Source organism: Pseudomonas sp. MDT2-39-1, from assembly GCF_054898085.1.
This window is the reverse complement of the sequence record NZ_CM142716.1, coordinates 1,436,804-1,458,054: the sequence shown is the minus strand read 5'-3', so window position 1 is coordinate 1,458,054 and position 21,251 is coordinate 1,436,804. Positions and strand designations below refer to the sequence as shown.

20 protein-coding genes and 1 pseudogene are annotated in these 21,251 nt (G+C 60.3%); 12 read left to right on the top strand and 9 right to left on the bottom strand.

Annotated features, from left to right (window positions below; translation table 11 throughout):
- Window positions 1-2 precede the first annotated feature (2 nt).
- Together mazG and ACYZTM_RS07200 are read left to right on the top strand one after the other, a co-directional pair.
- On the top strand, window positions 3-836 hold the full coding sequence (gene mazG / locus ACYZTM_RS07205) for a nucleoside triphosphate pyrophosphohydrolase (protein ID WP_131060353.1): 834 nt from the start codon (window positions 3-5) through the stop codon (window positions 834-836).
- A 28-nt stretch (window positions 837-864) separates the two neighbouring features.
- Entirely contained in the window at window positions 865-1,407 is a 543-nt protein-coding gene (locus ACYZTM_RS07200) for a DUF2058 domain-containing protein (protein WP_403106002.1), read from the top strand.
- Between the two features lie 306 nt (window positions 1,408-1,713).
- On the opposite strand, the gene ACYZTM_RS07195 is transcribed toward ACYZTM_RS07200, so the two are convergent.
- From ACYZTM_RS07195 to ACYZTM_RS07170, 6 genes are all read right to left on the bottom strand, one after another.
- Window positions 1,714-1,902, bottom strand: a complete 189-nt coding sequence (locus ACYZTM_RS07195) for a hypothetical protein (RefSeq protein ID WP_008148017.1) — start codon at window positions 1,900-1,902, stop codon at window positions 1,714-1,716.
- Between the two features lie 367 nt (window positions 1,903-2,269).
- A complete protein-coding gene (fabB, locus tag ACYZTM_RS07190; RefSeq protein ID WP_131063380.1) occupies window positions 2,270-3,490 on the bottom strand; it encodes a beta-ketoacyl-ACP synthase I in 1,221 nt (406 codons plus the stop codon).
- 11 nt (window positions 3,491-3,501) lie between these two features.
- The gene (gene fabA / locus ACYZTM_RS07185) at window positions 3,502-4,017 is read right to left on the bottom strand and encodes a 3-hydroxyacyl-[acyl-carrier-protein] dehydratase FabA (RefSeq protein ID WP_111451717.1); all 516 of its coding nucleotides are present in this window, start codon (window positions 4,015-4,017) and stop codon (window positions 3,502-3,504) included.
- A gap of 248 nt (window positions 4,018-4,265) precedes the next feature.
- Entirely contained in the window at window positions 4,266-6,167 is a 1,902-nt protein-coding gene (locus ACYZTM_RS07180) for an ATP-binding protein (protein ID WP_461987861.1), read from the bottom strand.
- Entirely contained in the window at window positions 6,164-7,096 is a 933-nt protein-coding gene (locus ACYZTM_RS07175) for an ABC transporter substrate-binding protein (RefSeq protein ID WP_461987859.1), read from the bottom strand. The genes ACYZTM_RS07180 and ACYZTM_RS07175 overlap by 4 nt, the downstream gene beginning before the upstream one ends.
- Window positions 7,097-9,220 carry a TonB-dependent receptor plug domain-containing protein gene (locus ACYZTM_RS07170; protein ID WP_461987857.1) on the bottom strand — a complete coding sequence of 708 codons (2,124 nt, stop codon included), beginning with the start codon at window positions 9,218-9,220 and terminating at the stop codon, window positions 7,097-7,099.
- 196 nt (window positions 9,221-9,416) lie between these two features.
- Between ACYZTM_RS07170 and ACYZTM_RS07165 the strand changes: the two genes are divergently transcribed.
- The 10 genes from ACYZTM_RS07165 (at window position 9,417) to ACYZTM_RS07120 (ending at window position 18,187) form a co-directional block, all read left to right on the top strand.
- On the top strand, window positions 9,417-10,442 hold the full coding sequence (locus ACYZTM_RS07165) for an NAD(P)H-dependent glycerol-3-phosphate dehydrogenase (RefSeq protein ID WP_131063376.1): 1,026 nt from the start codon (window positions 9,417-9,419) through the stop codon (window positions 10,440-10,442).
- A gap of 32 nt (window positions 10,443-10,474) precedes the next feature.
- Window positions 10,475-10,822 (top strand): DUF4389 domain-containing protein, encoded by a 348-nt coding sequence (locus tag ACYZTM_RS07160; RefSeq protein ID WP_461987855.1) that lies wholly within the window; start codon window positions 10,475-10,477, stop codon window positions 10,820-10,822.
- Window positions 10,819-11,271, top strand: a complete 453-nt coding sequence (sixA, locus tag ACYZTM_RS07155) for a phosphohistidine phosphatase SixA (protein WP_461987853.1) — start codon at window positions 10,819-10,821, stop codon at window positions 11,269-11,271. The genes ACYZTM_RS07160 and sixA overlap by 4 nt, the downstream gene beginning before the upstream one ends.
- A gap of 265 nt (window positions 11,272-11,536) precedes the next feature.
- Window positions 11,537-13,204, top strand: coding sequence for an AMP-binding protein (locus ACYZTM_RS07150; protein ID WP_461987851.1), 1,668 nt, complete (start codon window positions 11,537-11,539; stop codon window positions 13,202-13,204).
- 32 nt (window positions 13,205-13,236) lie between these two features.
- Window positions 13,237-13,680 (top strand): hotdog fold thioesterase, encoded by a 444-nt coding sequence (locus ACYZTM_RS07145; protein ID WP_131063372.1) that lies wholly within the window; start codon window positions 13,237-13,239, stop codon window positions 13,678-13,680.
- Window positions 13,681-13,880: 200 nt separating this feature from the next.
- On the top strand, window positions 13,881-14,687 hold the full coding sequence (locus ACYZTM_RS07140) for an alpha/beta fold hydrolase (protein WP_131063371.1): 807 nt from the start codon (window positions 13,881-13,883) through the stop codon (window positions 14,685-14,687).
- Window positions 14,684-15,538: an alpha/beta hydrolase gene (locus ACYZTM_RS07135; RefSeq protein ID WP_131063370.1), complete on the top strand. Its 855-nt coding sequence runs from the start codon at window positions 14,684-14,686 to the stop codon at window positions 15,536-15,538. The genes ACYZTM_RS07140 and ACYZTM_RS07135 overlap by 4 nt, the downstream gene beginning before the upstream one ends.
- Before the next feature lie 50 nt (window positions 15,539-15,588).
- On the top strand, window positions 15,589-16,248 hold the full coding sequence (locus tag ACYZTM_RS07130) for a glutathione S-transferase family protein (protein ID WP_461987848.1): 660 nt from the start codon (window positions 15,589-15,591) through the stop codon (window positions 16,246-16,248).
- An 8-nt stretch (window positions 16,249-16,256) separates the two neighbouring features.
- Window positions 16,257-17,063, top strand: coding sequence for a DUF4892 domain-containing protein (locus ACYZTM_RS07125; protein WP_461987846.1), 807 nt, complete (start codon window positions 16,257-16,259; stop codon window positions 17,061-17,063).
- 68 nt (window positions 17,064-17,131) lie between these two features.
- Window positions 17,132-18,187 (top strand): AI-2E family transporter, encoded by a 1,056-nt coding sequence (locus ACYZTM_RS07120; protein ID WP_131063367.1) that lies wholly within the window; start codon window positions 17,132-17,134, stop codon window positions 18,185-18,187.
- A 120-nt stretch (window positions 18,188-18,307) separates the two neighbouring features.
- Here the strand turns inward: ACYZTM_RS07120 and xopAW are convergent.
- The 3 genes and pseudogenes from xopAW to ACYZTM_RS07105 all read right to left on the bottom strand — a co-directional run bounded on the left by xopAW (window position 18,308) and on the right by ACYZTM_RS07105 (window position 21,181).
- Window positions 18,308-19,142: pseudogene (gene xopAW / locus ACYZTM_RS07115) on the bottom strand (XopAW family type III secretion system calcium-binding effector).
- A 231-nt stretch (window positions 19,143-19,373) separates the two neighbouring features.
- On the bottom strand, window positions 19,374-20,423 hold the full coding sequence (locus tag ACYZTM_RS07110) for a sensor histidine kinase (protein ID WP_461987844.1): 1,050 nt from the start codon (window positions 20,421-20,423) through the stop codon (window positions 19,374-19,376).
- A complete protein-coding gene (locus tag ACYZTM_RS07105) occupies window positions 20,423-21,181 on the bottom strand; it encodes a response regulator (RefSeq protein ID WP_090186861.1) in 759 nt (252 codons plus the stop codon). The genes ACYZTM_RS07110 and ACYZTM_RS07105 overlap by 1 nt, the downstream gene beginning before the upstream one ends.
- Between the last annotated feature and the right edge of the window lie 70 nt (window positions 21,182-21,251).

Here is a 21,251-nt window from a genome sequence, read left to right as displayed (position 1 = left end):
CGATGTACAGCCTTGAAGACTTGCTGCACCTGATGAGCCGTCTGCGCGACCCGCAGTTCGGCTGCCCGTGGGACATCAAGCAAACCTACGAAACCATCGTCCCGCACACCCTCGAAGAAGCTTACGAAGTCGCCGACGCCATCGAGCGCGGTGACTTCGATCACTTGCAGGGTGAGTTGGGCGATTTGCTGTTCCAGGTGGTTTATTACAGCCAGCTGGCCCGGGAAGAAGGGCGCTTTGAATTTGCCGGCGTCATCGACAGCATCACCCGCAAGCTGATCCGTCGTCATCCTCATGTGTTTCCCACCGGGGATCTGTACGCGCCGCTGGATGTACCGCGCCTGAGTGAAGAACAGGTCAAGCAGCGCTGGGAAGAGATCAAGGCTGAAGAGCGCGCCGAGAAATCTGCCGCACCCGAACAGCTGTCCTTGCTCGATGATGTACCCTCCGCATTGCCGGCGCTGTCACGTTCCGCGAAGTTACAGAAGCGTGCAGGGCAGGTCGGTTTCGACTGGCCTGACGCCTTGCCGGTACTGGATAAAGTCCGCGAAGAACTCGATGAAGTACTCGAAGCCATGGCCGACAATGACTCGGCAGCGATTGCCGATGAAGTCGGTGATCTGTTGTTTTCCGTGGTCAATCTGGCGCGTCATTTGAAGGTCGATCCGGAAACTGCACTGCGTGGCGCCAACAGCAAATTCGAAAGACGCTTCCGTTTTATCGAACAGGCATTGCGCGACACCCTCCGTCCCATAGAAGATTGCACCCTCGAAGAGTTGGACGCCCTGTGGGGCGAAGCCAAACGTCAGGAAAAGAATTTGCCCAGCTGCGGTTGAGCAGTTGCCTAAGTGAGAAATAAGCACCATGAGCATTTCCCTTCGCGACCAGTTGCTCAAAGCAGGGCTGGTCAACCAAAAGCAGGCCAAACAGGTCGGCAAAGAGAAACAGAAGCAGCAACGCCTGGCCCACAAAGGCCAGATTGAACTTGATGACTCCCAGCAGCGAGCGGCTCAGGAAGCGATGGCCGAGAAGGTCAAACGCGACCAGGAGCTGAACCGTCAGCAACAGGAGAAAGTCGAGGCCAAGGCCCGTGCGGCCCAGATCAAGCAGTTGATCGAAGTTTCGCGCCTGCCGAAGCTGACCACCGAGGACTACTACAACTTCGTTGACGACAAGAAGGTCAAGCGTATCTCGGTCAACACGCTGATGCGCAACCAGCTCAGCAATGGCTTCCTGGCGATCGTGCACCATGCCGGCGGTTACGAAGTGATCCCGCGTGAAGCCGCCCTGAAGATCCAGGAGCGTGATCCGCAGCGGATTGTGCAGCTGAATGTGAAGACCGAAGAAGTCGCGGCCGAGGACGATCCGTACGCGGCCTACCAGATCCCTGACGATCTGATGTGGTAAGCCTTTAAAGGCTGCAACAACGACAAACCCCGCTCATGGCGTAATGCTGTTCACTAAAGCGCGGGCACTCATTTGTGGCGAGGGGATTCATCGAAACGTCGCACCGCCCCGTTCGGCTGCGAAGCAGTCGTAAATCCACACAACTCGGTCTGTCTGAACGGGCGCAGGGGGCCGCTTCGCAGCCCAACGGGGCGGTGCGACGTTTCGATGAATCCCCTCGCCACAGGTTCTCGCTCGACTGATGATTGTCTTAAGTGAACAGCATTACGCTCATGGCGGGGTTTGTCGTTTCAATGCTGTCATTGCTTATGCGGATTGGAGCGCTCGTTGCTGCTCCAGTTTTTCCAGTTCGGCCTTGTAGCTGTGGGCGTCGGTTTCGGAATGAAACATCCCCACCAGCATGTCTTGTTGATGTACGTCCCAGATACGGATACCGGCGGCTACACCTTCATGGGATTTATGTGAATCGTCGCGTTCAGTTACTTTTACAGTCATCTGCTAGCTCCAATCTCTGTTATCTGCAGCAAGGCGTGTGCAGGACTCAGTTATATATTTTGGTAGCTTGCTAAGTAAACGACTGAGTTCGGTAACGAATTTTTGCGAAATCGGCAAAAGTCCTGCAGCCCGCCAAACACGCGGCATTCGGTCGCAGGGCGTTGAGTTTTATGACAAAAGCTTCATGTTCACGACGATGAAAACGGCGGATTGAAACCGGTACCTGTAGGAGCCAGGCTTGCCGGCGAAGGCGTCCTTGGGTGCGCCTTCGCCGGCAAGCCTGGCTCCTACAAAAGCAAAAGCAAGGCACAAAAAAAACGCCCCGAACCAGTCGGGGCGTTTTTATGTGCAGTGAAGCGGCGGGGTATTACTTACCCTGCCAGCGTTGCAGTACCAAGGTAGCGTTGGTGCCACCGAAGCCGAAGCTGTTGCTCATCACGGTGTTGATGGTGGCGTCTTCGCGCGTCTTGGTCAGGATCGGCATGTCTGCCACTTCCGGGTCCAGTTCGTCGATGTTGGCGGAACCGGCCATGAAGTTGCCTTCCATCATCAGCATGCAGTAGATCGCTTCGTGGACGCCGGCGGCGCCCAGGGAGTGACCCGACAGGCTCTTGGTGGAGCTGATGGCTGGAGCTTTGTCGCCGAACACTTCACGCACACCCTTCATTTCCGCGACGTCGCCGACCGGAGTCGAAGTGCCGTGGGTGTTCAGATAGTCGATCGGTGCATCAACGGTGGACATGGCCATCTGCATGCAGCGGATGGCGCCTTCGCCGCTTGGAGCGACCATGTCGTAGCCGTCGGAGGTCGCGCCGTAGCCAACGATTTCGGCGTAGATCTTCGCGCCGCGAGCCAGAGCGTGTTCCAGCTCTTCGACCACGACCATGCCGCCACCGCCGGCGATGACGAAACCGTCACGCTTGGCGTCGTAGGCACGGGAAGCTTTTTCCGGGGTTTCGTTGTACTGGCTGGACAGTGCGCCCATGGCGTCGAACAGGAACGACTGGCTCCAATGCTCTTCTTCACCGCCGCCAGCGAACACGATGTCCTGCTTGCCCATCTGGATCTGTTCCATGGCGGTACCGATGCAGTGAGCACTGGTGGCACAGGCAGAAGCGATGGAGTAGTTCAGGCCCTTGATCTTGAACGGCGTGGCCAGGCAAGCGGAAACGGTGCTGCTCATGGTCCGCGTTACACGGTATGGGCCAACGCGCTTCACGCCTTTCTCGCGCAGGATGTCCAGCGCTTCCATCTGGTTCAGCGTGGAGGCGCCACCGGAACCGGCGATCAGGCCGGTGCGCGGGTTGGAGACTTGCTCATCGGTCAGGCCGGAGTCTGCGATGGCGTCTTTCATGGCCAGGTAGGCGTACGCCGCCGCGTGGCCGACGAAGCGATAGATCTTGCGATCGATCAGCTCTTCGAGGGGAAGGTCGATGGAGCCGGAAACCTGGCTACGCAGACCCATTTCGGCATATTCCGGGTTGAACCGGATGCCAGGGCGGCTTGCACGCAGGTTAGCGGAGACGGTCTCTTTGTCATTGCCCAGGCACGATACGATGCCCAGACCAGTGATAACGACGCGGCGCATGCGGATAACCCTTAGAAGTTGTCAGTGGAGGTGAAAACGCCGACCCGAAGGGCTTCGGCGGTGTAGATCTCGCGGCCGTCGACACTGACCGAACCATCGGCGATGGCCAAGTTCAGCTTGCCCTTCAGCACGCGCTTGATCTGAATGTTATAGGTCACTTTCTTGGCGGTCGGCAGGACTTGACCGAAGAATTTCACTTCGCCCGAACCCAGCGCACGGCCGCGGCCCGGCAGACCTTGCCAGCCGAGGAAAAAACCGACCAGTTGCCACATGGCGTCGAGGCCCAGGCAACCTGGCATCACCGGATCACCTTCGAAGTGGCAGGCGAAGAACCACAGGTCCGGAGTGATATCCAGCTCGGCGACCAATTCACCTTTGCCGTACTTGCCACCCTCGGCACTGATATGGGTGATGCGATCCACCATCAGCATGTTCGGGGCGGGCAGTTGTGCGTTACCTGGGCCGAACAGCTCACCGCGACTGCAGCGCAGCAGGTCTTCCCGAGTAAAGGCGTTTTGTTGGGTCATGCGAGCTCCTCAATAATCCCATGCGGCAGGGTGGGGCAAATCTTCCCGGCCGACCGAAGCGTTCATGCTTCAAGTCAGCAGCCTACTCATAGACTATTGCGTTGTGGTGAAAGTCACAGCACCAAGGACATGAATGTACACTTGTGCACTGAAATTATTATTCAAGCCCCTTTTCGGGCCTGTTCGGGTGCCTAAGACTGCCGCACTTTCGCCTTTCACGCCAGTCGCAGATGGTCGAAAGGCCTGCACTACTGCACCCAGCGCTGCAGAATCTGCTGCAGATCAGTGCGTTTGAAGGGCTTGGCCAGGTAATCGTTCATTCCAGCCGATAAACACGCTTCACGGTCGCCCTGCAAGGCATTGGCGGTCAGGGCGATGATCGGCAAGTCTGCGCAGCCGGGCAACTGGCGGATCTGGCGGGTCGCTTCGTAGCCATCGATGATCGGCAGTCGGCAATCCATCAGAATCGCTTCGAAAATCAGGCTCTCGGCACTTCGCACCGCCTGCGCGCCATCGGTCGCGACGCTGACAGTAAAGCCCAGACTGCGCAACATTGCTTCGATGACCGTCTGGTTGACCGGATTATCCTCAACCAGCAGCACATTGCGCCCTTCGCCCTGGCCGTCGCCGGCCTGTGTTCGTGACTTCAGTTCCGGCAGCGACTGCTTATAGAGCGCCAGAGGAATTTCAAGGGTGAACACCGAGCCCAGGCCTTCTTCGCTATGGGCGCGCAAGGTGCCACCCATCCGTTCGGCCAGCGTGCGCGCAATCGGTAACCCCAGTCCGGTGCCACCGTAACGCCTTGAAATAGAACTGTCGGCCTGCTGGAACGCATTGAACATCAATTCCAGGCTTTCGGCCGAGATGCCAATCCCGCTATCGCGCACGGTGCAGGTGAACCACAGCAATTCGTGATCGAGTGACTGCCATTGCGGTTCGATGCTGACGCGGCCTTGCTCGGTGAACTTCAGCGCATTGCCCACCAGGTTGACCAGAATCTGCCGGATCCGCGTCGGGTCGCCCTGAACCTGCAACGCGCGCATGTCTTCGGGAATCGCCAGGGCCAGATCGAGCCTGCGTTGCACCGCACTGTGCTGGAACGACTGGGCGCAACTGCTGATCAGGTCCGCGAGGTTGAACGGAATGTGTTCAAGCTCCAGTTCCGAACGCTCGATGCGCGAGAAGTCGAGGATATCGTTGATGACTTTGAGCAGGTGTTCGGTGGACTCCGAAGCCAGCGCCGCGTACTCGATCTGCTCCTCGGTCATGTCGGTGGTTTCCAGCAGTTGCAGCATGCCCAGCACGCCATTCATCGGCGTACGCAATTCATGGCTCATCATCGCCAGGAAATCGGACTTGGCGTTGTTGGCCTTTTCCGCTTCTTCGCGGGTCTGGATCAACTGCGCCATGGCTTGATGCTGCTCACGGCTGGCCTGCTCAAGGCCCTGGGCGAGGTTGTTGATGTGTTGCGACAACGCGCCCAATTCAGTGTCATCGACGATCGGCAGCGGTGTTTTGTAGTCGCCGTCCTGGATCGCCTTCACGGCGTGGCCGATGTCGCGGATCGGCTGCGACAGGCTGCCGGCCAGACGCCGGGCCACCAGAAATGTAAATAGCAGGGCGAACAAGGCGAGAATACCGGCCTTGAACAGGATTTCCTGCTGACGCTGACTGAAGGCGTCATTGGACAAACCGACGATCACCCGCCCCAGATAATCCTCGGGGGGGGCGGTGCTGGCGACTTTGCTGCCCTGGAAAAAATCATTGTTGAGTGCGATCCGTTGCAGCCGCACCGGCGCCTGGAACACTTCGACCTGGTGCGAGCGGGTGTGGGTTTCCGACGGTTGCTCGACGTACACCAGAATCCGGTTGGCGCTGTCCTGGACTTCCAGAAAGCGCACGTTGGGCGTGGCCAGCGTGGCCTTGAGCAAACTTTCGAGCACCTCGTTGTTACCGGAAATCACCCCGTATTCCGTGGCGGGCGCCAGTTGGTTGGCGATCAGCTGACCCGTGTGGTTGAGCTCCTGACGCAAGTCCTGGATCCGCACGAAGGTGAAGAAACTGATCAGCAGCAAGGTCAGCAACAGGGCGGGGCCGAGGCTGATGATCTGCGTGCGGGTATTGATGTCCCAACCGCGACGGAAGGTCATGGGCGGCTTTCTCCTTCGGCCAACTGTGCTGCGACAAACGCTTCAGTCACCTGTTCAATACCCAATGAACGAGCCACCTGCGGGTTACTTAACACTTTGAAGTGTTGTGGATATAACGCACGCGGCCAGCCTGTCGACGGCCGATCGAGCAATTCGTCGAGCACTTCCAGCCAATCGTTCTGATCGCTGTAGGTGCTGGCCAGGCTACCGGCCTTGACGAACGCGGCGTTAGGGCCGACCAGCGCAAGTTGCCGCGAGTAGCTGCTCAACAGCAGGTTTTTTGCGGTTTTCGGGTTGTACAAATCGGAATCGTCGAGGCCCAGCAGCACGTCGCAATTCCTCAGCAAATTCTGTAAGGGGCGGCTGTCGTTGGTGTTGTCCCATCGCTCGGCGATCACTTCAAGGCCCAACGCTTGCGCCGACAGACGCAATTCCTTGAGCAGGAATTCGCTGTGACTGTCGTACAGCACGCCGATGCGTCGGGCCTCGGGCAGGATGAGCCGGGTCAGGCGCAATTGCCGATCCAGCGGCGCATCGCTCCAGAGCAGGCTGAGGTGCGATGGAAAATCAGCACCGAACCGATGGTGGGCTTGCAGGCGACTGATGCGCAGCACCAGCGTCGGCGGACCTTGTGTCTCTTGCAGGCGCCAGTCGAGGCTCGGCAGATCGAGCAGGATCAAACGCGTATCGGCGGGTAGTTTGCCCGGCTTCGGCAAGCTGTCCAGTGCCTGGAAGCGCACGCTGTCGGCAGGGCGCATGCCGCTCAGCGCCTGCACAAAGGATTGCACGCCGGGGCTGTCTTCGGCGCCGGTCAGCAGAATGTCGGCGGCTTGTGCCGGCAGGCTGCCGAGCAGACCGCTGAACACCAGACACAACCCTGCCAGCAGGCGGCCAAGGGTTGGCGACTTCCGCGACAGGCGATGCAGCATTTAAAACGTCAGCTCCGCGCTGAAGTAGAGCACCCGACGCTCGTCGTAGTTGTTATCGACGAAGGTGGTGGGTTGATTGTCGAGGCGTTGCTGGAGTACGCCGGCCAGTTCCAGGCTGGCCTTGCCCAGACCGATGCGTTTGGCGATGCGCGTGTCGACGCGTTCGAAGCGGTAGCCGTTGAGGGCGTCGTCACCATAATAGAAGAGGGCGCTGTTCCAGCCGTGGCCCCAATTGCGCAGCCAACCGGCGGAACCGCTGTTGCGCGCGGTCAGTAGCTCATCCTGCGGATTGCTCGCCTCGGCGTCGACGTAGGCGTACGTCAGGCGCAGCCGGTCGGCGCTGCTCAGGTGCCAGTCCAGTTGGGTCTCCGTGCCCTTGAAGCGCGAGCTGTTGGAATTGCTGGCGATGTACTGATTGTTGCGCAACGGTTCGCTGATCATGCCGCTGATTTCGTCGTAGAACAGCTTCACATCGACCGTCAGGCCTAGCTCTGCGAAGTAGCCGTTGTAGCCCAGCTCGCGCGAGCGCATGCGTTCCTGTTCGAGGTCGCCGGGGCCGCGAGTCTTGACGAAATACCGGGCGCTGGTCTGGCCGTAGGCACTGGGTCGCAAGTTCGTTACCTGATAACTCCAGTTGACGTTGTTTTCGAACATGTCCGGTGAGCGGATGGCTTCCGAGTACACCGCGCGCAGGCCGTGACGCGGGTTGATCAGATAGTTGACGGCGACCCGCGGGGTCAGCGAGCTGCCGGTCAATTGCGTGTCTTCGAACATGGCTCCGCCCTGCAGCAACCAGTGCTCGGTGGCGCGCCACTCGAGTTGGCCGAATGCCCGCCAGGTGGTGTCGTCGAGCGTGCCATTGAAGTAGGTCTCGGAATCTGCCCGGTCGTAACGATAGTTCATGCCGCTGACCAGTCGCAGACTGTCGGACAGGCTGAGGGTGTCTTGCAGTTCGAGGTCGTAGCGCGATTCCCGGGCACTCTGGTCGATGTCGCCACAGAGGGTTTGCCGGGCGCCGTTGCGCCATTGCGCCAGCACTTGATTACCCAGCGCACGTTCCGCCGCCGTGCCGGCCGGTGCGCCAGGAACGGTAAAGCGCTCGATGTTGCGCGCAAGGCGTTCGGTGTAGTTCGGGTTGAGCTGCCAGAGTTCGGTCAGTTCCGGGCTGAACGAAACCTCTGCATCGCAGGCGCGCCAGGTCTGCTGACGGTCCCAGTGCTGAGCCGAACCCTGGATATAAAGGCTGTGATCAGGATTGATGTCGAGGTTCCAGCGCAACGAGCCGGCGTAGTCCTTGGCAACGACGTCGGAATTGTTCCCCGCAGCGGTAATCCCGGAAAACACTGGGCGGTAGGTATAAGGCCGCTGGTTGGTTCCGTCCTTGGCGTTCAATTGCCAGTCGATGCTCTGGTTTTCATTCAGCGTCTGGCTGACGGCAAGGTTGAAGCGGTTCAAGCGGCGACTGTCGCGGTAATCGGCACCGTTGCGGTTGGTGTCGAAGCCGTCGTCCTGCTGACCGGACAGTGACAGGCGCAGGTCGCCGCCGTCCCAACCCAGGCCCTGGCTGGCATAAAAGTCGTTGATGCCGCGCTGGCCACGGGTGACTTTCATCCGCGTGCCGTGGCTGTCGGCCGGGTTGCGGGTGATGATGTTGACCACCGCCATCAGCGCATTGGCCCCGTAGCTGACGGTGTTGGGGCCACGGAAAACCTCGACGCGCTCGATGTCTTCCATGGCCACCGGAATATCACTCCAGTCCACCGTGGCCAGGCCGGCGCGGTAAACCGAACGGCCGTCGATCAACACTTGCATGCGCCGCGCTTCGGTGGCGTTGGTGCCGTGGTAGTTCACTGCGGCCTGGTTGCCGCTGATATTGCCGACCATCATGCCCGGCACCAGCCGCAGCAATTCGCTGATGTCCCGCGCGCCGCTGGCGTTGATCAATTCGCTGTCGATCACCGTCATGCTTCCCGGGACGGCGGCCGGCGACTGCTTCAGGCGGGTGGCCGTGAGCACTTGCGGCAGCGGTTCGTTGTCGAGAAACAAATCGTCGGCCAGCAATGGCGTGCTGAAAATCAGTGCCAGAACCAGCGGCGAGCGAGGTGAAGGAGAGCCAAACGACACGAAACATCCTTGATAGCGATTAGTTGGCGCGCATGTTAACCGAGCTGATCGACTTTTCCATTCACGATGCCGGCATTTTCCTAGGAATTATTGGTCTTCTTCTTACAAGTGCGGGTAATTGACACGGGGGCTGGCCGCCACTGGGACGCTCCGTATAATGCCGACATCGCCACTGGTATGGATTAACGGATTGCATATGACTGAACAGCGCCCAATTGCGGTCCTGGGAGGCGGAAGTTTTGGTACCGCCGTGGCTAATCTGTTGGCCGAGAACGGGCATCAGGTCCGGCAGTGGATGCGTGACCCCGAACAGGCCGAGTCCATTCGGGTCAATCGCGAGAACCCGCGTTACCTCAAAGGCATCAAGATTCTTCCGGCAGTAGAACCGGTGACCGACTTGCAAGCGACTTTGGAAGCTTGCGAGCTGTGCTTTGTCGCGCTGCCGTCCAGCGCGTTGCGCTCGGTACTGGTCCCGCACGCCGAGCGTTTGAGCGGCAAACTGCTGGTGAGCCTGACCAAAGGCATCGAAGCCCACACGTTCAAGCTGATGAGCGAGATCCTCGAAGAAATCGCCCCGCAAGCGCGGATCGGCGTGCTGTCTGGGCCGAACCTGGCCCGTGAAATCGCCGAACACGCACTGACCGCCACAGTGGTCGCCAGCGAAGACGAAGAACTCTGCCAGCGGGTTCAGGAAGCGCTGCATGGCCGTACCTTCCGCGTGTACGCCAGCGCCGACCGTTTCGGCGTGGAGTTGGGCGGGGCGCTGAAAAATGTGTACGCGATCATCGCCGGCATGGCCGTGGCGCTGGGCATGGGCGAAAACACCAAGAGTATGCTGATCACTCGCGCGTTGGCGGAAATGACTCGCTTCGCCGTGAATCAGGGCGCCAACCCGATGACGTTCCTCGGGCTGGCGGGCGTGGGTGACTTGATCGTCACGTGCTCGTCGCCGAAAAGCCGCAACTACCAGGTCGGGTTTGCCCTTGGGCAGGGGTTGAGCCTGGAAGATGCGGTCACGCGTCTGGGCGAAGTCGCCGAAGGCGTGAACACGCTTAAAGTGCTCAAGGCCAAGGCTCAGGAAGTGGGCGTCTATATGCCGCTGGTCGCCGGGTTGCACGCGATCCTGTTCGAAGGGCGCACTTTGAATCAAGTGATTGAACTGTTGATGCGCGGCGAACCCAAAACTGATGTCGACTTCATTTCCACCAGCGGTTTCAACTGATCACGCTTTCCAGAAAAAGCAGGGAGTTGCACATGAACGATCCGAAAACAGAGGCCACCTACGAGTCCATTCTGCTGCGAGTGTTATGGATGATCGTCTTCTTGCTGGTCTGGCAAGTGGTGCAGTTCATCCTCGGCGCGGTGGTGCTGGTGCAACTGATCTATCGTTTGATCTATGGCGCCCCGAGCGCCAGCCTGATGAACTTCGGCGACAGCCTGAGCCAGTTTCTGGCGCAGATCGGTCGTTTCGGCACCTTCCACAGCGACCAGAAACCCTGGCCGTTCGCCGACTGGCCGACGCCGCGCACACCGGAAGGCGAAGCGCCACACGCCGTGCCGCCAGCGCCACATCCGGCCCGAGATGAGGAGCCGAAACTATGAAACTCTGGGTATTGCGTCATGGTGAAGCCGAGCCTTATGGCTCGCGTCCAGACTCCGAACGGGCACTGACTCCACACGGTCGTGAAGAGGTGCTGCGTAGCGCCGCCGAACTGATCGGTCAGCCGATTACAGCCATCTACGCCAGCCCGTTCCTGCGAGCGCAGCAGACCGCGCAGCTGGTGCGTGATGCCTTGGGCTTTCAACCGGACATTCGCACCGTCGAATGGCTGACACCCGGTTACAGCCCGCAAGCGGTTTCGGAGCAGTTGGTGTCTGTGGATTACGCGCTACTGGTCAGCCATAACCCGCTGGTGGGTAACCTGTTGGGCTACCTGCAGAACGGGCATGTGCAGGACCCGGAAAAGGTTGGAACCGCCGGCCTTGCCGAGCTGGAAGGCGATTTGCCGCTGGCCGGGGCAATGAAACTCAAGGGCATCAAACACCCGTAAAGCGCTTCTGCTTTTTGGCTCTGGCTCTGGCTCTGGCTCTGGCTCTGGCTCTGGCTCTGGCTTTGGCTCTGTTCTGGCTTTGGCTTTTGCCGTTGTAGGAGCGAGGCTTGCCCGCGAAGCTTTTGGCGTCTTTGAAGGCCCCTTCGCGGGCAAGCCTCGCTCCTACAAGACCGGCGGTGTGGCAGATTTTTGTGTGAAATAGTCAACCAAGCAACCGCTTGGTTGACTACGCTTGCTCCAGACCAAAAATAAAGGAGCGAGTCGCATGTCTGCTGCTTTTCGTTTGCCGCTGGACGTCTTTTACGAGCGTGAAGCCCGTCATCCCCGCCAGCGTTTTCTGGTCCAGCCCACGGGCGGCGGACAGGTCGAGACCCTGACCTGGGCCGACGTCGGCCATCAGGTACGCTGCGCTGCGCACTGGCTGCGGGCCCGCGAGTTGCCCCAAGGCAGCCACATCGCCCTGATCTCGAAAAACTGTGCACACTGGATCATCGCCGACCTGGCGATCTGGATGGCCGGGCACGTTTCAGTGCCGTTGTACCCGAACCTCACCGCCGAGTCCGTTGCACAGGTGCTCGAACACTCCGAAGCGGCGCTGGCGTTCATCGGCAAACTCGATGACTGGCCGAGCATGTCACGCGGCGTCAGCGCCGATCTACCGACCATCAGCCTGCCCTTGCATCCGCCCGGCACCTTCGATTTCAGTTGGGCCGACTTGCAACGCAGCTCGCCGATTCAGGATGACCCCAAACCCGCCGCCGATCAGTTGGCGACCATCATTTACACCTCCGGCACCACTGGGCTGCCCAAAGGCGTGATGCACAGTTTCGGCAATCTGGGGTTCGCCACCACGCGCGGCACGCAGTTGTTCGGCCTGAATGAGTCGGATCGGCTGCTGTCCTACCTGCCGCTGTGCCATGTCGCTGAGCGGATGTTCGTCGAGCTGGCGTCGATCTACACCGGGCAAACGGTATTTTTTGCCGAGAGCCTAGACACCTTCCTGACCGATTTGCGCCGTGCACGACCGACTGCGCTGTTCGGCGTGCCGCGGATCTGGACCAAATTCCAGATGGGCGTGTACAGCAAGATCCCGGCAAAACGCCTCGACTTCCTGCTCGGCCTGCCCTTCATCGGCAAGCGGGTAGGGCACAAAGTGCTCGTCGGATTGGGGCTGGATGCGTTGCGCGTGGCGTTGTCCGGCGCCGCGCCCGTGCCACAGACCTTGCTGCTGTGGTACCGCAAACTGGGGCTGGATGTGCTGGAGGTCTACGGCATGACCGAAAGCTGCGGTTATTCCCACATCGGCCGCCCCGGCGACAACAAACCCGGCTGGATCGGCAAGCCTTGCCCGGAGGTTGAAGTGCGGATCGCCGACTCCGGCGAAGTCCTGGTGCGCAGCGGTGCGACCATGCTCGGTTATTTCAAGGAGCCCGAGAAAACCGCTGAGACCATCACCGAGGACGGCTTCCTGCGCACCGGTGACAAGGGCGAGCAAGATGCCGAAGGCAACCTGCGCCTGACCGGGCGGTTGAAGGAAATCTTCAAGACCAGCAAAGGCAAATACGTCGCCCCGGCGCCGATCGAAAATCGGCTGGCGGTGCATTCGCGGATCGAACAGGTGTGCGTGGTCGGCGATGGCTTGAGTGCGCCGCTGGGGTTGTGCGTGCTGTCGGCGGTCGGCCAGCAGGATGCCGTCGGAACGGCGCGGGCGGGCCTGCATTCAAGCCTGGAAAAACTGCTGGAGGAGGTCAATGGCGTGCTCGACAAACACGAACGCTTGCGCCGGTTGGTGGTGGTCAAGGACAGTTGGGCGGTGGAGAACGGCTTCCTGACGCCGACCCTGAAGATCAAGCGCAACGTGATCGAAGCGGCGTACGGTGACCGGTTTGAAGAATGGAGCGAGCGCAGCGAGACGGTGCTGTGGCAGGATTGAGCCACGAATAAAACCAACAAAGGAAAGTAACGATGAGTCTGTGGCGTACCACTCCCAACGTCGAGCAGTTGAACGCAATCCAGAAAAACACCATCGGCGAAGTGCTGGATATTCGCTTCGAAGCCTTTGATGAAGAGTCCCTGACCGCAAGCATGGTCATCGACCACCGCACTCACCAGCCGTACGGTTTGCTGCACGGCGGTGCCTCGGTGGTACTGGCCGAGACGGTCGGTTCCATGGCCAGTTATCTTTGCATCGATGCCAGCAAGTTCTATTGCGTGGGTCTGGAAATCAACGCCAACCATTTGCGCGGACTGCGCAGCGGGCGGGTGACGGCGGTGGCCAAACCGATTCACATTGGGCGCACGACGCATGTCTGGGATATCCGTTTGAGCAGTGATGAGGGCAAGGCCAGTTGCGTGTCGCGGTTGACCATGGCGGTGGTGCCGTTGGGCGAGAATCCACCAACCCGCTGAACACAATCCCCTGTAGCAGCTGTCGAGCCCCGGCGAGGCTGCGTCCGGGGCTCGACAGCTGCTACACGGAACCTGATCAGGTTTGAGTCTTGCGACATGCCCCTGACCGGACTGTCATCATTCCTGGCACTTACAGTCATTGCCGCAGCCTCGCGTCTTACGGACAATCAACCCCTGTTCTCGCTCATGGATTTGCCGGTATGTCGCAACAGATATTTTTCGCTCACGCCAATGGCTTTCCTTCGGGCACCTACGGCAAATTGTTCGCGGCGCTGGCGCCCGAGTATCAGGTGACGCATCTGGAACAGCACGCCCACGATCCGCGTTTCCCGGCGGACGACAATTGGCGCAACCTGGTGGATGAGCTGATTCATCACCTCAAACAACAACCGGAACCGGTCTGGGGCGTCGGCCATTCCTTCGGTGGCGTGCTGCACCTGCACGCGGCGTTGCGTTGCCCTGAACTGTATCGCGGCGTGGTGATGCTCGATTCGCCGGTGTTGACCCGTGCCGATCAATGGGTGATCCGCGCGGCTAAGCGCTTCGGATTCATTGACCGTCTGACCCCGGCCGGCCGCACGCTGGGGCGACGGGAAGAGTTCGCCGATCTGGAAGCGGCGCGACTTTATTTCGCCGGCAAAACCCTGTTCCGCAGCTTTGATCCGGAGTGCTTCGACGCTTACCTGCAACACGGTTTGCAAAAAGTCGGCGACAAGCTGCGCCTGCGTTTCGACCCGGCTACGGAAATCAGCATCTACCGTGGCGTCCCGCACACCAGTCCGGGCCAGGCACGGCAGTTGAAAGTGCCGCTGGCGGTGGTTCGCGGGCACAAGAGCCGGGTGGTGATGCGTCATCACGCAAGCTCCGTGGGGCGTATGCCGCTGGGTGAATCCCTGACCATGCCCGGTGGCCACATGTTCCCCCTCGAACGTCCGCAAGACACCGCCACGCTGCTGAAAAACCTGTTCAGCCGCTGGGAAGGTCGTCGCCAGCAGGATTGCGCATGAGCCACGTCGTCGAAGAAGTTCGCCTGAGCCTGCCGCACATCGAGCTGGCCGCGCATCTGTTCGGCCCTGAAGACGGCTTGCCGGTGATCGCCTTGCACGGCTGGCTGGACAATGCCAACAGCTTCGCCCGGCTGGCGCCGAAGCTCATTGGCCTGCGCATCATCGCCCTCGACATGGCCGGTCACGGTCATTCCGGGCATCGCCCGACCGGGGCCGGTTATGCGATGTGGGACTACGCCCACGACGTGCTGCAAGTCGCCGAACAGCTGGGCCTGAAGCGTTTTGCACTGATGGGGCACTCCATGGGCGCGATCGCTTCGTTGATCATCGCCGGGTCGATGCCGGAACGCGTCACGCATCTGGCGTTGATCGACGGCATCATTCCTCCTACAGACAAAGGCGAAAATGCCGCCGAACGCATGGGCATGGCCCTGCAAGCGCAGCTGGATTTGCGGGAAAAACGCAAACCGGTCTACAGCACGCTGGACCGCGCCATCGAGGCACGAATGAAAGGCCTGGTGGCGGTCAGTCGTCAAGCCGCCGAGCTGTTGGCTCAGCGTGGACTCATGCCAGTGCCGGGCGGTTACACCTGGCGCACCGACAACCGTCTCACGCTGCCGTCGCCGCTGCGTCTTACGACCGAGCAGGCGATGGCCTTCGTCCAGCGGGTCAATTGTCCTGCTTTATTAGTGGTTGCAGCTGACGGCATGCTCGCCAAACATCCCGAACTGCTGGAGCGTCTACCCTTTAGCCGTGAACAGCTGCCAGGCGGCCATCATTTGCACCTGAATGACGAACCCGGCGCCGACCTTGTCGCAGACTGTTTCAATCGGTTTTTCGCCGTTCCTTGACTTGCGCCGGGCAACTGTCGAGGCTGGGCGGGTTGAAATGGGAGACAACCATGATAGATCTCTACACCGCTGCGACCCCGAATGGCCACAAGGTCTCTATCGTGCTCGAGGAACTCGGCCTGCCCTACACGGTGCACGCCTTGAGTTTCGACAAAAAGGAACAGAAGTCACCGGACTTCCTCAAGATCAATCCCAATGGCCGGATTCCGGCGATTGTCGACCGCGCCAACGGCGATTTTGCCGTGTTCGAATCCGGCGCCATCCTGATTTACCTCGCTGAACTGAGCGGCAAACTGCTGCCCAAAGACCCAAAGGGGCGCTCGGTCGTCCTGCAATGGTTGATGTTCCAGATGGGTGGAATCGGCCCGATGCAGGGCCAGGCCAATGTGTTTTTCCGCTACTTCCCGGAAAAACTTCAGGGTGCCATCGACCGCTATCAACATGAAACCCGCCGCCTCTATGAAGTGCTCGATACGCGCCTGCAAGCCGCGGAGTTTCTGGCGGGCGAATACAGCATTGCCGACATCGCCACCTTTCCTTGGGTGCGTGGCCATGAGTGGTCCGGTGTCGAGGTTGACGGTTTGCCGGCCTTGCAGCGCTGGATGGCGACCATGGAAGCACGTCCGGCGATCCAGCGAGGTTTGCTGGTGCCCGAGCGCATCGATGATGCCAGTGTCGTCAAGGGTGCCCAGGCCATGCTGATCCGATGAGTCTATCCATGCGTTCATTCAGTGTGCTTGCGCTGTGTTGTTTCAGTCCCTTTTTGTTTGCCGCCGATGTCCCGGGCAGTCAGGACTTGCCGATCGTGCCGCGTATGGCCGATGCGCAGATCGTCGACTATCGCCCGGGCGCCGAGCTTGAGCGGATTTATCCGCTGGGTTCGATCCGTAAAATCAGTGGACAGTTGCGCTTCGATGGTCAGGTCAGCGCCCGGGGAACGGCGACGTCGGTGACCTACGAGTTGCCGCCGGAGCATTCTTCAACCGATGCCTTCACCGCCGCCCGTGAAGCCTTGCAGAAGCAGGGCGCCGGATTGCTGTTCTGGTGTCAGGCGCGTGATTGCGGTGAAAGCAGCCTCTGGGCCAATGATGTCTTTGGCAACGCCAAGTTGTACGGTGCCGACGATCAACAGGCGTACTTGCTGTTGCGTCTTGCGGCACCTCAGGACAATACGCTGGTGGCGCTTTACAGCATCACTCGCGGCAATCGCAAAGCCTATCTCCACGTCGAGCAGTTCGACGCTGCTGCCCCGCTAGGCGATTTGCTACCGACCTCGGCGACCTTGCTGCGGGAGCTCAAAAGCACCGGTGAACTCGATTTTCCGAAGTTGAGCGCTGATCCCGATGACACCTGGCTGCGCTTGATTTCTCGTGGCTTGAACCTCGACACCACGTTGCGGGTCAGTGTTTCCGGAGCCAAGGCCGAAGCCTGGCGACAGGCGCTGATCGGGCAGGGCGTGCGTGCGGCACGGATGGAAGCTGGCAACGTCGAAGGCTCTGGCCTGCACATCGAACTGTTGCGATAAGCTTTGTCAGGCGGACGCGCCCGGTGCGTTCGCCTATTTTTTTCTGACTGATTCTTTCGAGACTTCACATGCCCAATAACGATCGGCTGTTGGTGCAGATCCTGCTCCTGGTGCTGTTTGGCGCGAGCTTCTGGGTGATGGCGCCGTTCTGGTCGGCGCTGTTCTGGGGCGCAGTGCTGGCGTTTGCCAGTTGGCCGCTGATGCGTTTGCTGACCCGTTGGCTCAACGGCCGGGAGTCTCTGGCAGCGGCGTTGCTGACCCTCGGCTGGATGTTATTGGTGGCGGTGCCGCTGGTGTGGCTTGGGTTCAACCTGGCGGACCATGTGCGTGATGCCACGGCGTTCATCAAGGATGTGCAGATGGACGGTTTGCCGGAAGCGCCGACCTGGCTGGGTGGTGTTCCTTTGGTTGGCGAGCGGTTGGTCGTGATCTGGAACAGCATCGATCAGCAAGGTGCGGCGATGATGGTGGCGATCAAACCTTATCTGGGGCAGGTCGGCAACTGGCTGCTGGCTCGCAGCGCGCAGATTGGCGGCGGCATTCTCGAGCTGACATTGAGCATCGTCTTTGTATTCTTCTTTTATCGCGATGGGCCGCGGCTGGCGGCGTTTGTCCATGGCTTGCTGGAACGTTTGATCGGTGATCGCGCCGGGTACTACATCGAACTCGTGGCCGGGACCGTGCAGCGGGTGGTGAACGGGGTGATCGGCACAGCGGCGGCGCAGGCGGTTCTGGCGTTGATCGGGTTCTTGATTGCCGGGGTGCCCGGGGCGCTGGTGCTTGGCATCGTGACCTTCATGCTCAGCCTGATTCCGATGGGGCCACCGTTGGTGTGGATTCCGGCCACCGCGTGGCTGGCCTGGAAAGGCGAGTACGGGATGGCGGTGTTCCTCGGGTGCTGGGGCACGTTCATTATCAGCGGCGTCGACAATGTGCTTAAGCCGTACCTGATCAGCCGGGGCGGGAATTTGCCGTTGGTGATCGTGTTGCTGGGCGTGTTTGGCGGGTTGATTGCGTTTGGGTTTATCGGCTTGTTCATCGGGCCTACGTTGCTGGCGGTTGCGTACAGTCTGTTGACGGACTGGAGCAAGAGTCATGCGCGGGTAGACGATCGCCGGCCCTAAGATTTTCGGTGGGGCTGAGGGCCTCTTCGCGAGCAAGCCTCGCTCCCACAGGTCATATGCGCGGACGATGCGTCGAGCAAATGACCTGTGGGAGCGAGGCTTGCCCGCGAAGCTTTTGATTTAGGTTGCGACGTTCAGGTATTGGCCCACCGTCGCCACGTTATCGAGCGAATACTGCTTGGTCAGATTGGCGATCATTTTGTTCAACGCTTCATTGACGTTGAACTCGTCACTGGTTTTCTCGCGACCTGCTTGCAGCGCCGCTTTCAGTTCATCGCTGCTGACTCCGCCGCTGCTGTCACTGTCCAGCACTTTGAGCAACGCGGCGCTGGTGTCGGTGCTGGTCGATGAAGTGCTGTTGCTGGCCTGCAACGCGCTGCTCAATTCGGTGGCGGTCACGCTGCCATCGCTGTCCGCATCAAGCTGGCTGAACAATTCTTCGCTGGACACCTGCTGTGGCGGCGGGGGGGAGGCTGGCGGCGAGTTCGTCCTCGCTGACGGTGCCGTCTTCGTTCTTGTCCAGGGCCGAGAAAATTTCTGTGCTGTCGGCACTGCTGCCAGCGCTGGTCAGGCCCGTGCTCAGTTCGTCACTGCTAATGGCACCGTCACCGTCGGTGTCCAGGGCGCTAAGCAGCGCATCAGCCAGTTCTGTGTTAGGTGCCAGGTTATGCGGCGGTGGCGGAGAAGGGGGTGCCATCGCCGCCATTTCCTCGCTGCTCAGGCTGCCGCTGTCGTCGCTGTCCAGGTCGCCGAAATTTTTGCTCAGGCTGACCAGAAGACCGTCGTCGGTTTTCTGCGACACGGCACTTTTAAGCTCGTCTTGATCCACCGCGCCGTCACTGTTGCTGTCGAGTTTGGCGAACAGTTCTTTCTGGAATTGCTGGCTGCAGGCGCTGTTGGTTGTGGTGCTGCTGGTGCTGGTATAGCTCGTGTAATTGCCGACGCTACCGATCATTGGACTCACTCCCTGGAATGGGAAACCGGCGGGTGCACCGGCTTATGCAGCGTCAGGGGGCAAGGTGTCGTGGGTGTGTGGGGTTTGTACCGAGTGGTACACAAGTCTCAGGCCAGACCCCGACCCTGTAGGAGTGAGCCTGCTCGCGAAAGCGGTAGGTCAGTCGATATCAATGTTGAATGATCGACCGCTTTCGCGAGCAGGCTCGCTCCTACAGGGGATGTGTGTGACTTAAGTGCGGGGCAAGCGGATGACGGCGGTGAGACCGCCCCCGGGCGTTTCTTCCAGGCTCAACTGCCCGCCCAGCCGTTCCACCGCTTCGCGAGCGATGGTCATGCCCAGGCCGACACCCCCCGAGTTGCGATTACGCGAACCTTCCAGCCGAAAGAACGGCTCGAACACCGCTTCACGTTTGTCCGCCGCAATCCCCGGGCCGTGGTCGATGACGCGGATCACCAGTTGCTCGCGGTTGTCTTCGAGAGTGATCAGCGCTTGCCCGGCATAGCGCAGGGCGTTGTCCAACAGGTTGTTGATGCATGAGCGCAAGGCCATCGGCTGCACTTGCAGCGGCGCGCAGTGGCCGCTGGCCTGGACATCGGCGCCCTGGTCCTGGGCGTTTTCGCTCAAGGATTCGACCAGCGCTTGCACATCCATCCATTGCCCGGCTTCGCTGGCGCGCTGTTCGTGCAAATACGTAAGGGTGGCGTCGAGCATGCTGATCATGTCATCCAGGTCCTGGCGCATCTGGCCCTGCAGGTTGTCGTCTTCAATCTGTTCCAGCCGTAACTTGAGGCGAGAGAGCGGCGTGCGCAGGTCGTGGGACACCGCGCCGAGCATCCGCGAGCGCTGCTGCACCTGCTCGATAATTCGTTTCTGCATCAAATTGAAGGTGTAAGCCGCTTGCCGTGCTTCCCGTGGGCCGGACTCGTCCAGCGGCGCGCTGTCGAGGTTTTCGCTCAAGCGTTCGGCGGCGTCACTCAGGCGCTGGATTGGCCGACTCAACAGTTTAGCGCCGTACCAGGCGGCAATGATCAACGTGACAAACTGGAATGTCAGCGGTACCAAGGGACCACCAAACCACGGCCGCGGCGGCCGGTTTTCAAAGCGCGGGTCCATCGGCGGGCGCTGCCTGTCCATGCCTTCGGAAAACGCCGGCGGCGGTGGAGGCGGTGGTGGGCCGTAATGGTGAAACCAGGCAAACGCCAACAGGTGCGCGAGGATGATCGCCAGCAGCAGCACGCCAAACAGGCGGCCGAACAGCGTATCGAAGCGCGCCCGCATCAGCCGATGTCTCTCGCGTCGAACAGATAACCCTCACCGCGAACGGTCTTGATCAATTGCGGGGCTTTCGGGTCATCGCCGAGTTTCTGGCGCAGGCGCGAGACCAGCAGGTCGATGCTGCGATCAAACGCTTCAATCGAACGACCGCGGGCAGCGTCCAGCAGTTGTTCGCGGCTGAGCACCCGACGCGGACGTTCGATGAACACCCAAAGCAGGCGGAATTCGGCGTTGGACAGCGGCACCACCAGGCCATCGGCGGCGATCAGTTGGCGCAGCACGCTGTTCAGGCGCCAGTTGTCGAAGCGAATATTCGCACGCTGTTCGGTGCGATCGTCGCGCACACGACGCAGAATGGTCTGAATTCTCGCGACCAATTCCCGTGGCTCGAAGGGCTTGGCCATATAGTCATCGGCACCCAGTTCCAGGCCGATGATCCGGTCGGTGGGTTCGCAGCGCGCGGTGAGCATCAGGATCGGAATGTCCGATTCGGCGCGCAGCCAGCGACACAGCGACAAACCGTCTTCGCCGGGCAGCATCAGGTCGAGCACCACCACGTCGAAATGCTCCGCTTGCAGCGCAAGGCGCATGGCGGCGCCGTCGGTGACGCCGCTGGCGTGAATGTTGAACCGGGCCAGGTAGTCGATCATCAGTTCGCGGATCGGGACGTCATCGTCGACGATCAGGGCGCGAATGCTCCAGCGTTTGTCGTCACCGGGCGCTTTTTGATCGTCGTTCAGAGGTGCTGGGGTGCTGTGCATGCGTGCGTTCATCTGCCAGGTAGGCTGCCAACCACAAAGATGGGCTGCGAGGTTGTGGTTCCAGCATAGG

Coding starts and splice junctions, on each gene's coding strand:
- mazG (WP_131060353.1), top strand. CDS start 3: ATGTACAGCCTTGAAGACTTGCTGCACCTGATGAGCCGTCTGCGCGAC.
- ACYZTM_RS07200 (WP_403106002.1), top strand. CDS start 865: ATGAGCATTTCCCTTCGCGACCAGTTGCTCAAAGCAGGGCTGGTCAAC.
- ACYZTM_RS07195 (WP_008148017.1), bottom strand. CDS start 1,902: ATGACTGTAAAAGTAACTGAACGCGACGATTCACATAAATCCCATGAA.
- fabB (WP_131063380.1), bottom strand. CDS start 3,490: ATGCGCCGCGTCGTTATCACTGGTCTGGGCATCGTATCGTGCCTGGGC.
- fabA (WP_111451717.1), bottom strand. CDS start 4,017: ATGACCCAACAAAACGCCTTTACTCGGGAAGACCTGCTGCGCTGCAGT.
- ACYZTM_RS07180 (WP_461987861.1), bottom strand. CDS start 6,167: ATGACCTTCCGTCGCGGTTGGGACATCAATACCCGCACGCAGATCATC.
- ACYZTM_RS07175 (WP_461987859.1), bottom strand. CDS start 7,096: ATGCTGCATCGCCTGTCGCGGAAGTCGCCAACCCTTGGCCGCCTGCTG.
- ACYZTM_RS07165 (WP_131063376.1), top strand. CDS start 9,417: ATGACTGAACAGCGCCCAATTGCGGTCCTGGGAGGCGGAAGTTTTGGT.
- ACYZTM_RS07160 (WP_461987855.1), top strand. CDS start 10,475: ATGAACGATCCGAAAACAGAGGCCACCTACGAGTCCATTCTGCTGCGA.
- sixA (WP_461987853.1), top strand. CDS start 10,819: ATGAAACTCTGGGTATTGCGTCATGGTGAAGCCGAGCCTTATGGCTCG.
- ACYZTM_RS07150 (WP_461987851.1), top strand. CDS start 11,537: ATGTCTGCTGCTTTTCGTTTGCCGCTGGACGTCTTTTACGAGCGTGAA.
- ACYZTM_RS07145 (WP_131063372.1), top strand. CDS start 13,237: ATGAGTCTGTGGCGTACCACTCCCAACGTCGAGCAGTTGAACGCAATC.
- ACYZTM_RS07140 (WP_131063371.1), top strand. CDS start 13,881: ATGTCGCAACAGATATTTTTCGCTCACGCCAATGGCTTTCCTTCGGGC.
- ACYZTM_RS07135 (WP_131063370.1), top strand. CDS start 14,684: ATGAGCCACGTCGTCGAAGAAGTTCGCCTGAGCCTGCCGCACATCGAG.
- ACYZTM_RS07130 (WP_461987848.1), top strand. CDS start 15,589: ATGATAGATCTCTACACCGCTGCGACCCCGAATGGCCACAAGGTCTCT.
- ACYZTM_RS07125 (WP_461987846.1), top strand. CDS start 16,257: ATGCGTTCATTCAGTGTGCTTGCGCTGTGTTGTTTCAGTCCCTTTTTG.
- ACYZTM_RS07120 (WP_131063367.1), top strand. CDS start 17,132: ATGCCCAATAACGATCGGCTGTTGGTGCAGATCCTGCTCCTGGTGCTG.
- ACYZTM_RS07110 (WP_461987844.1), bottom strand. CDS start 20,423: ATGCGGGCGCGCTTCGATACGCTGTTCGGCCGCCTGTTTGGCGTGCTG.
- ACYZTM_RS07105 (WP_090186861.1), bottom strand. CDS start 21,181: ATGCACAGCACCCCAGCACCTCTGAACGACGATCAAAAAGCGCCCGGT.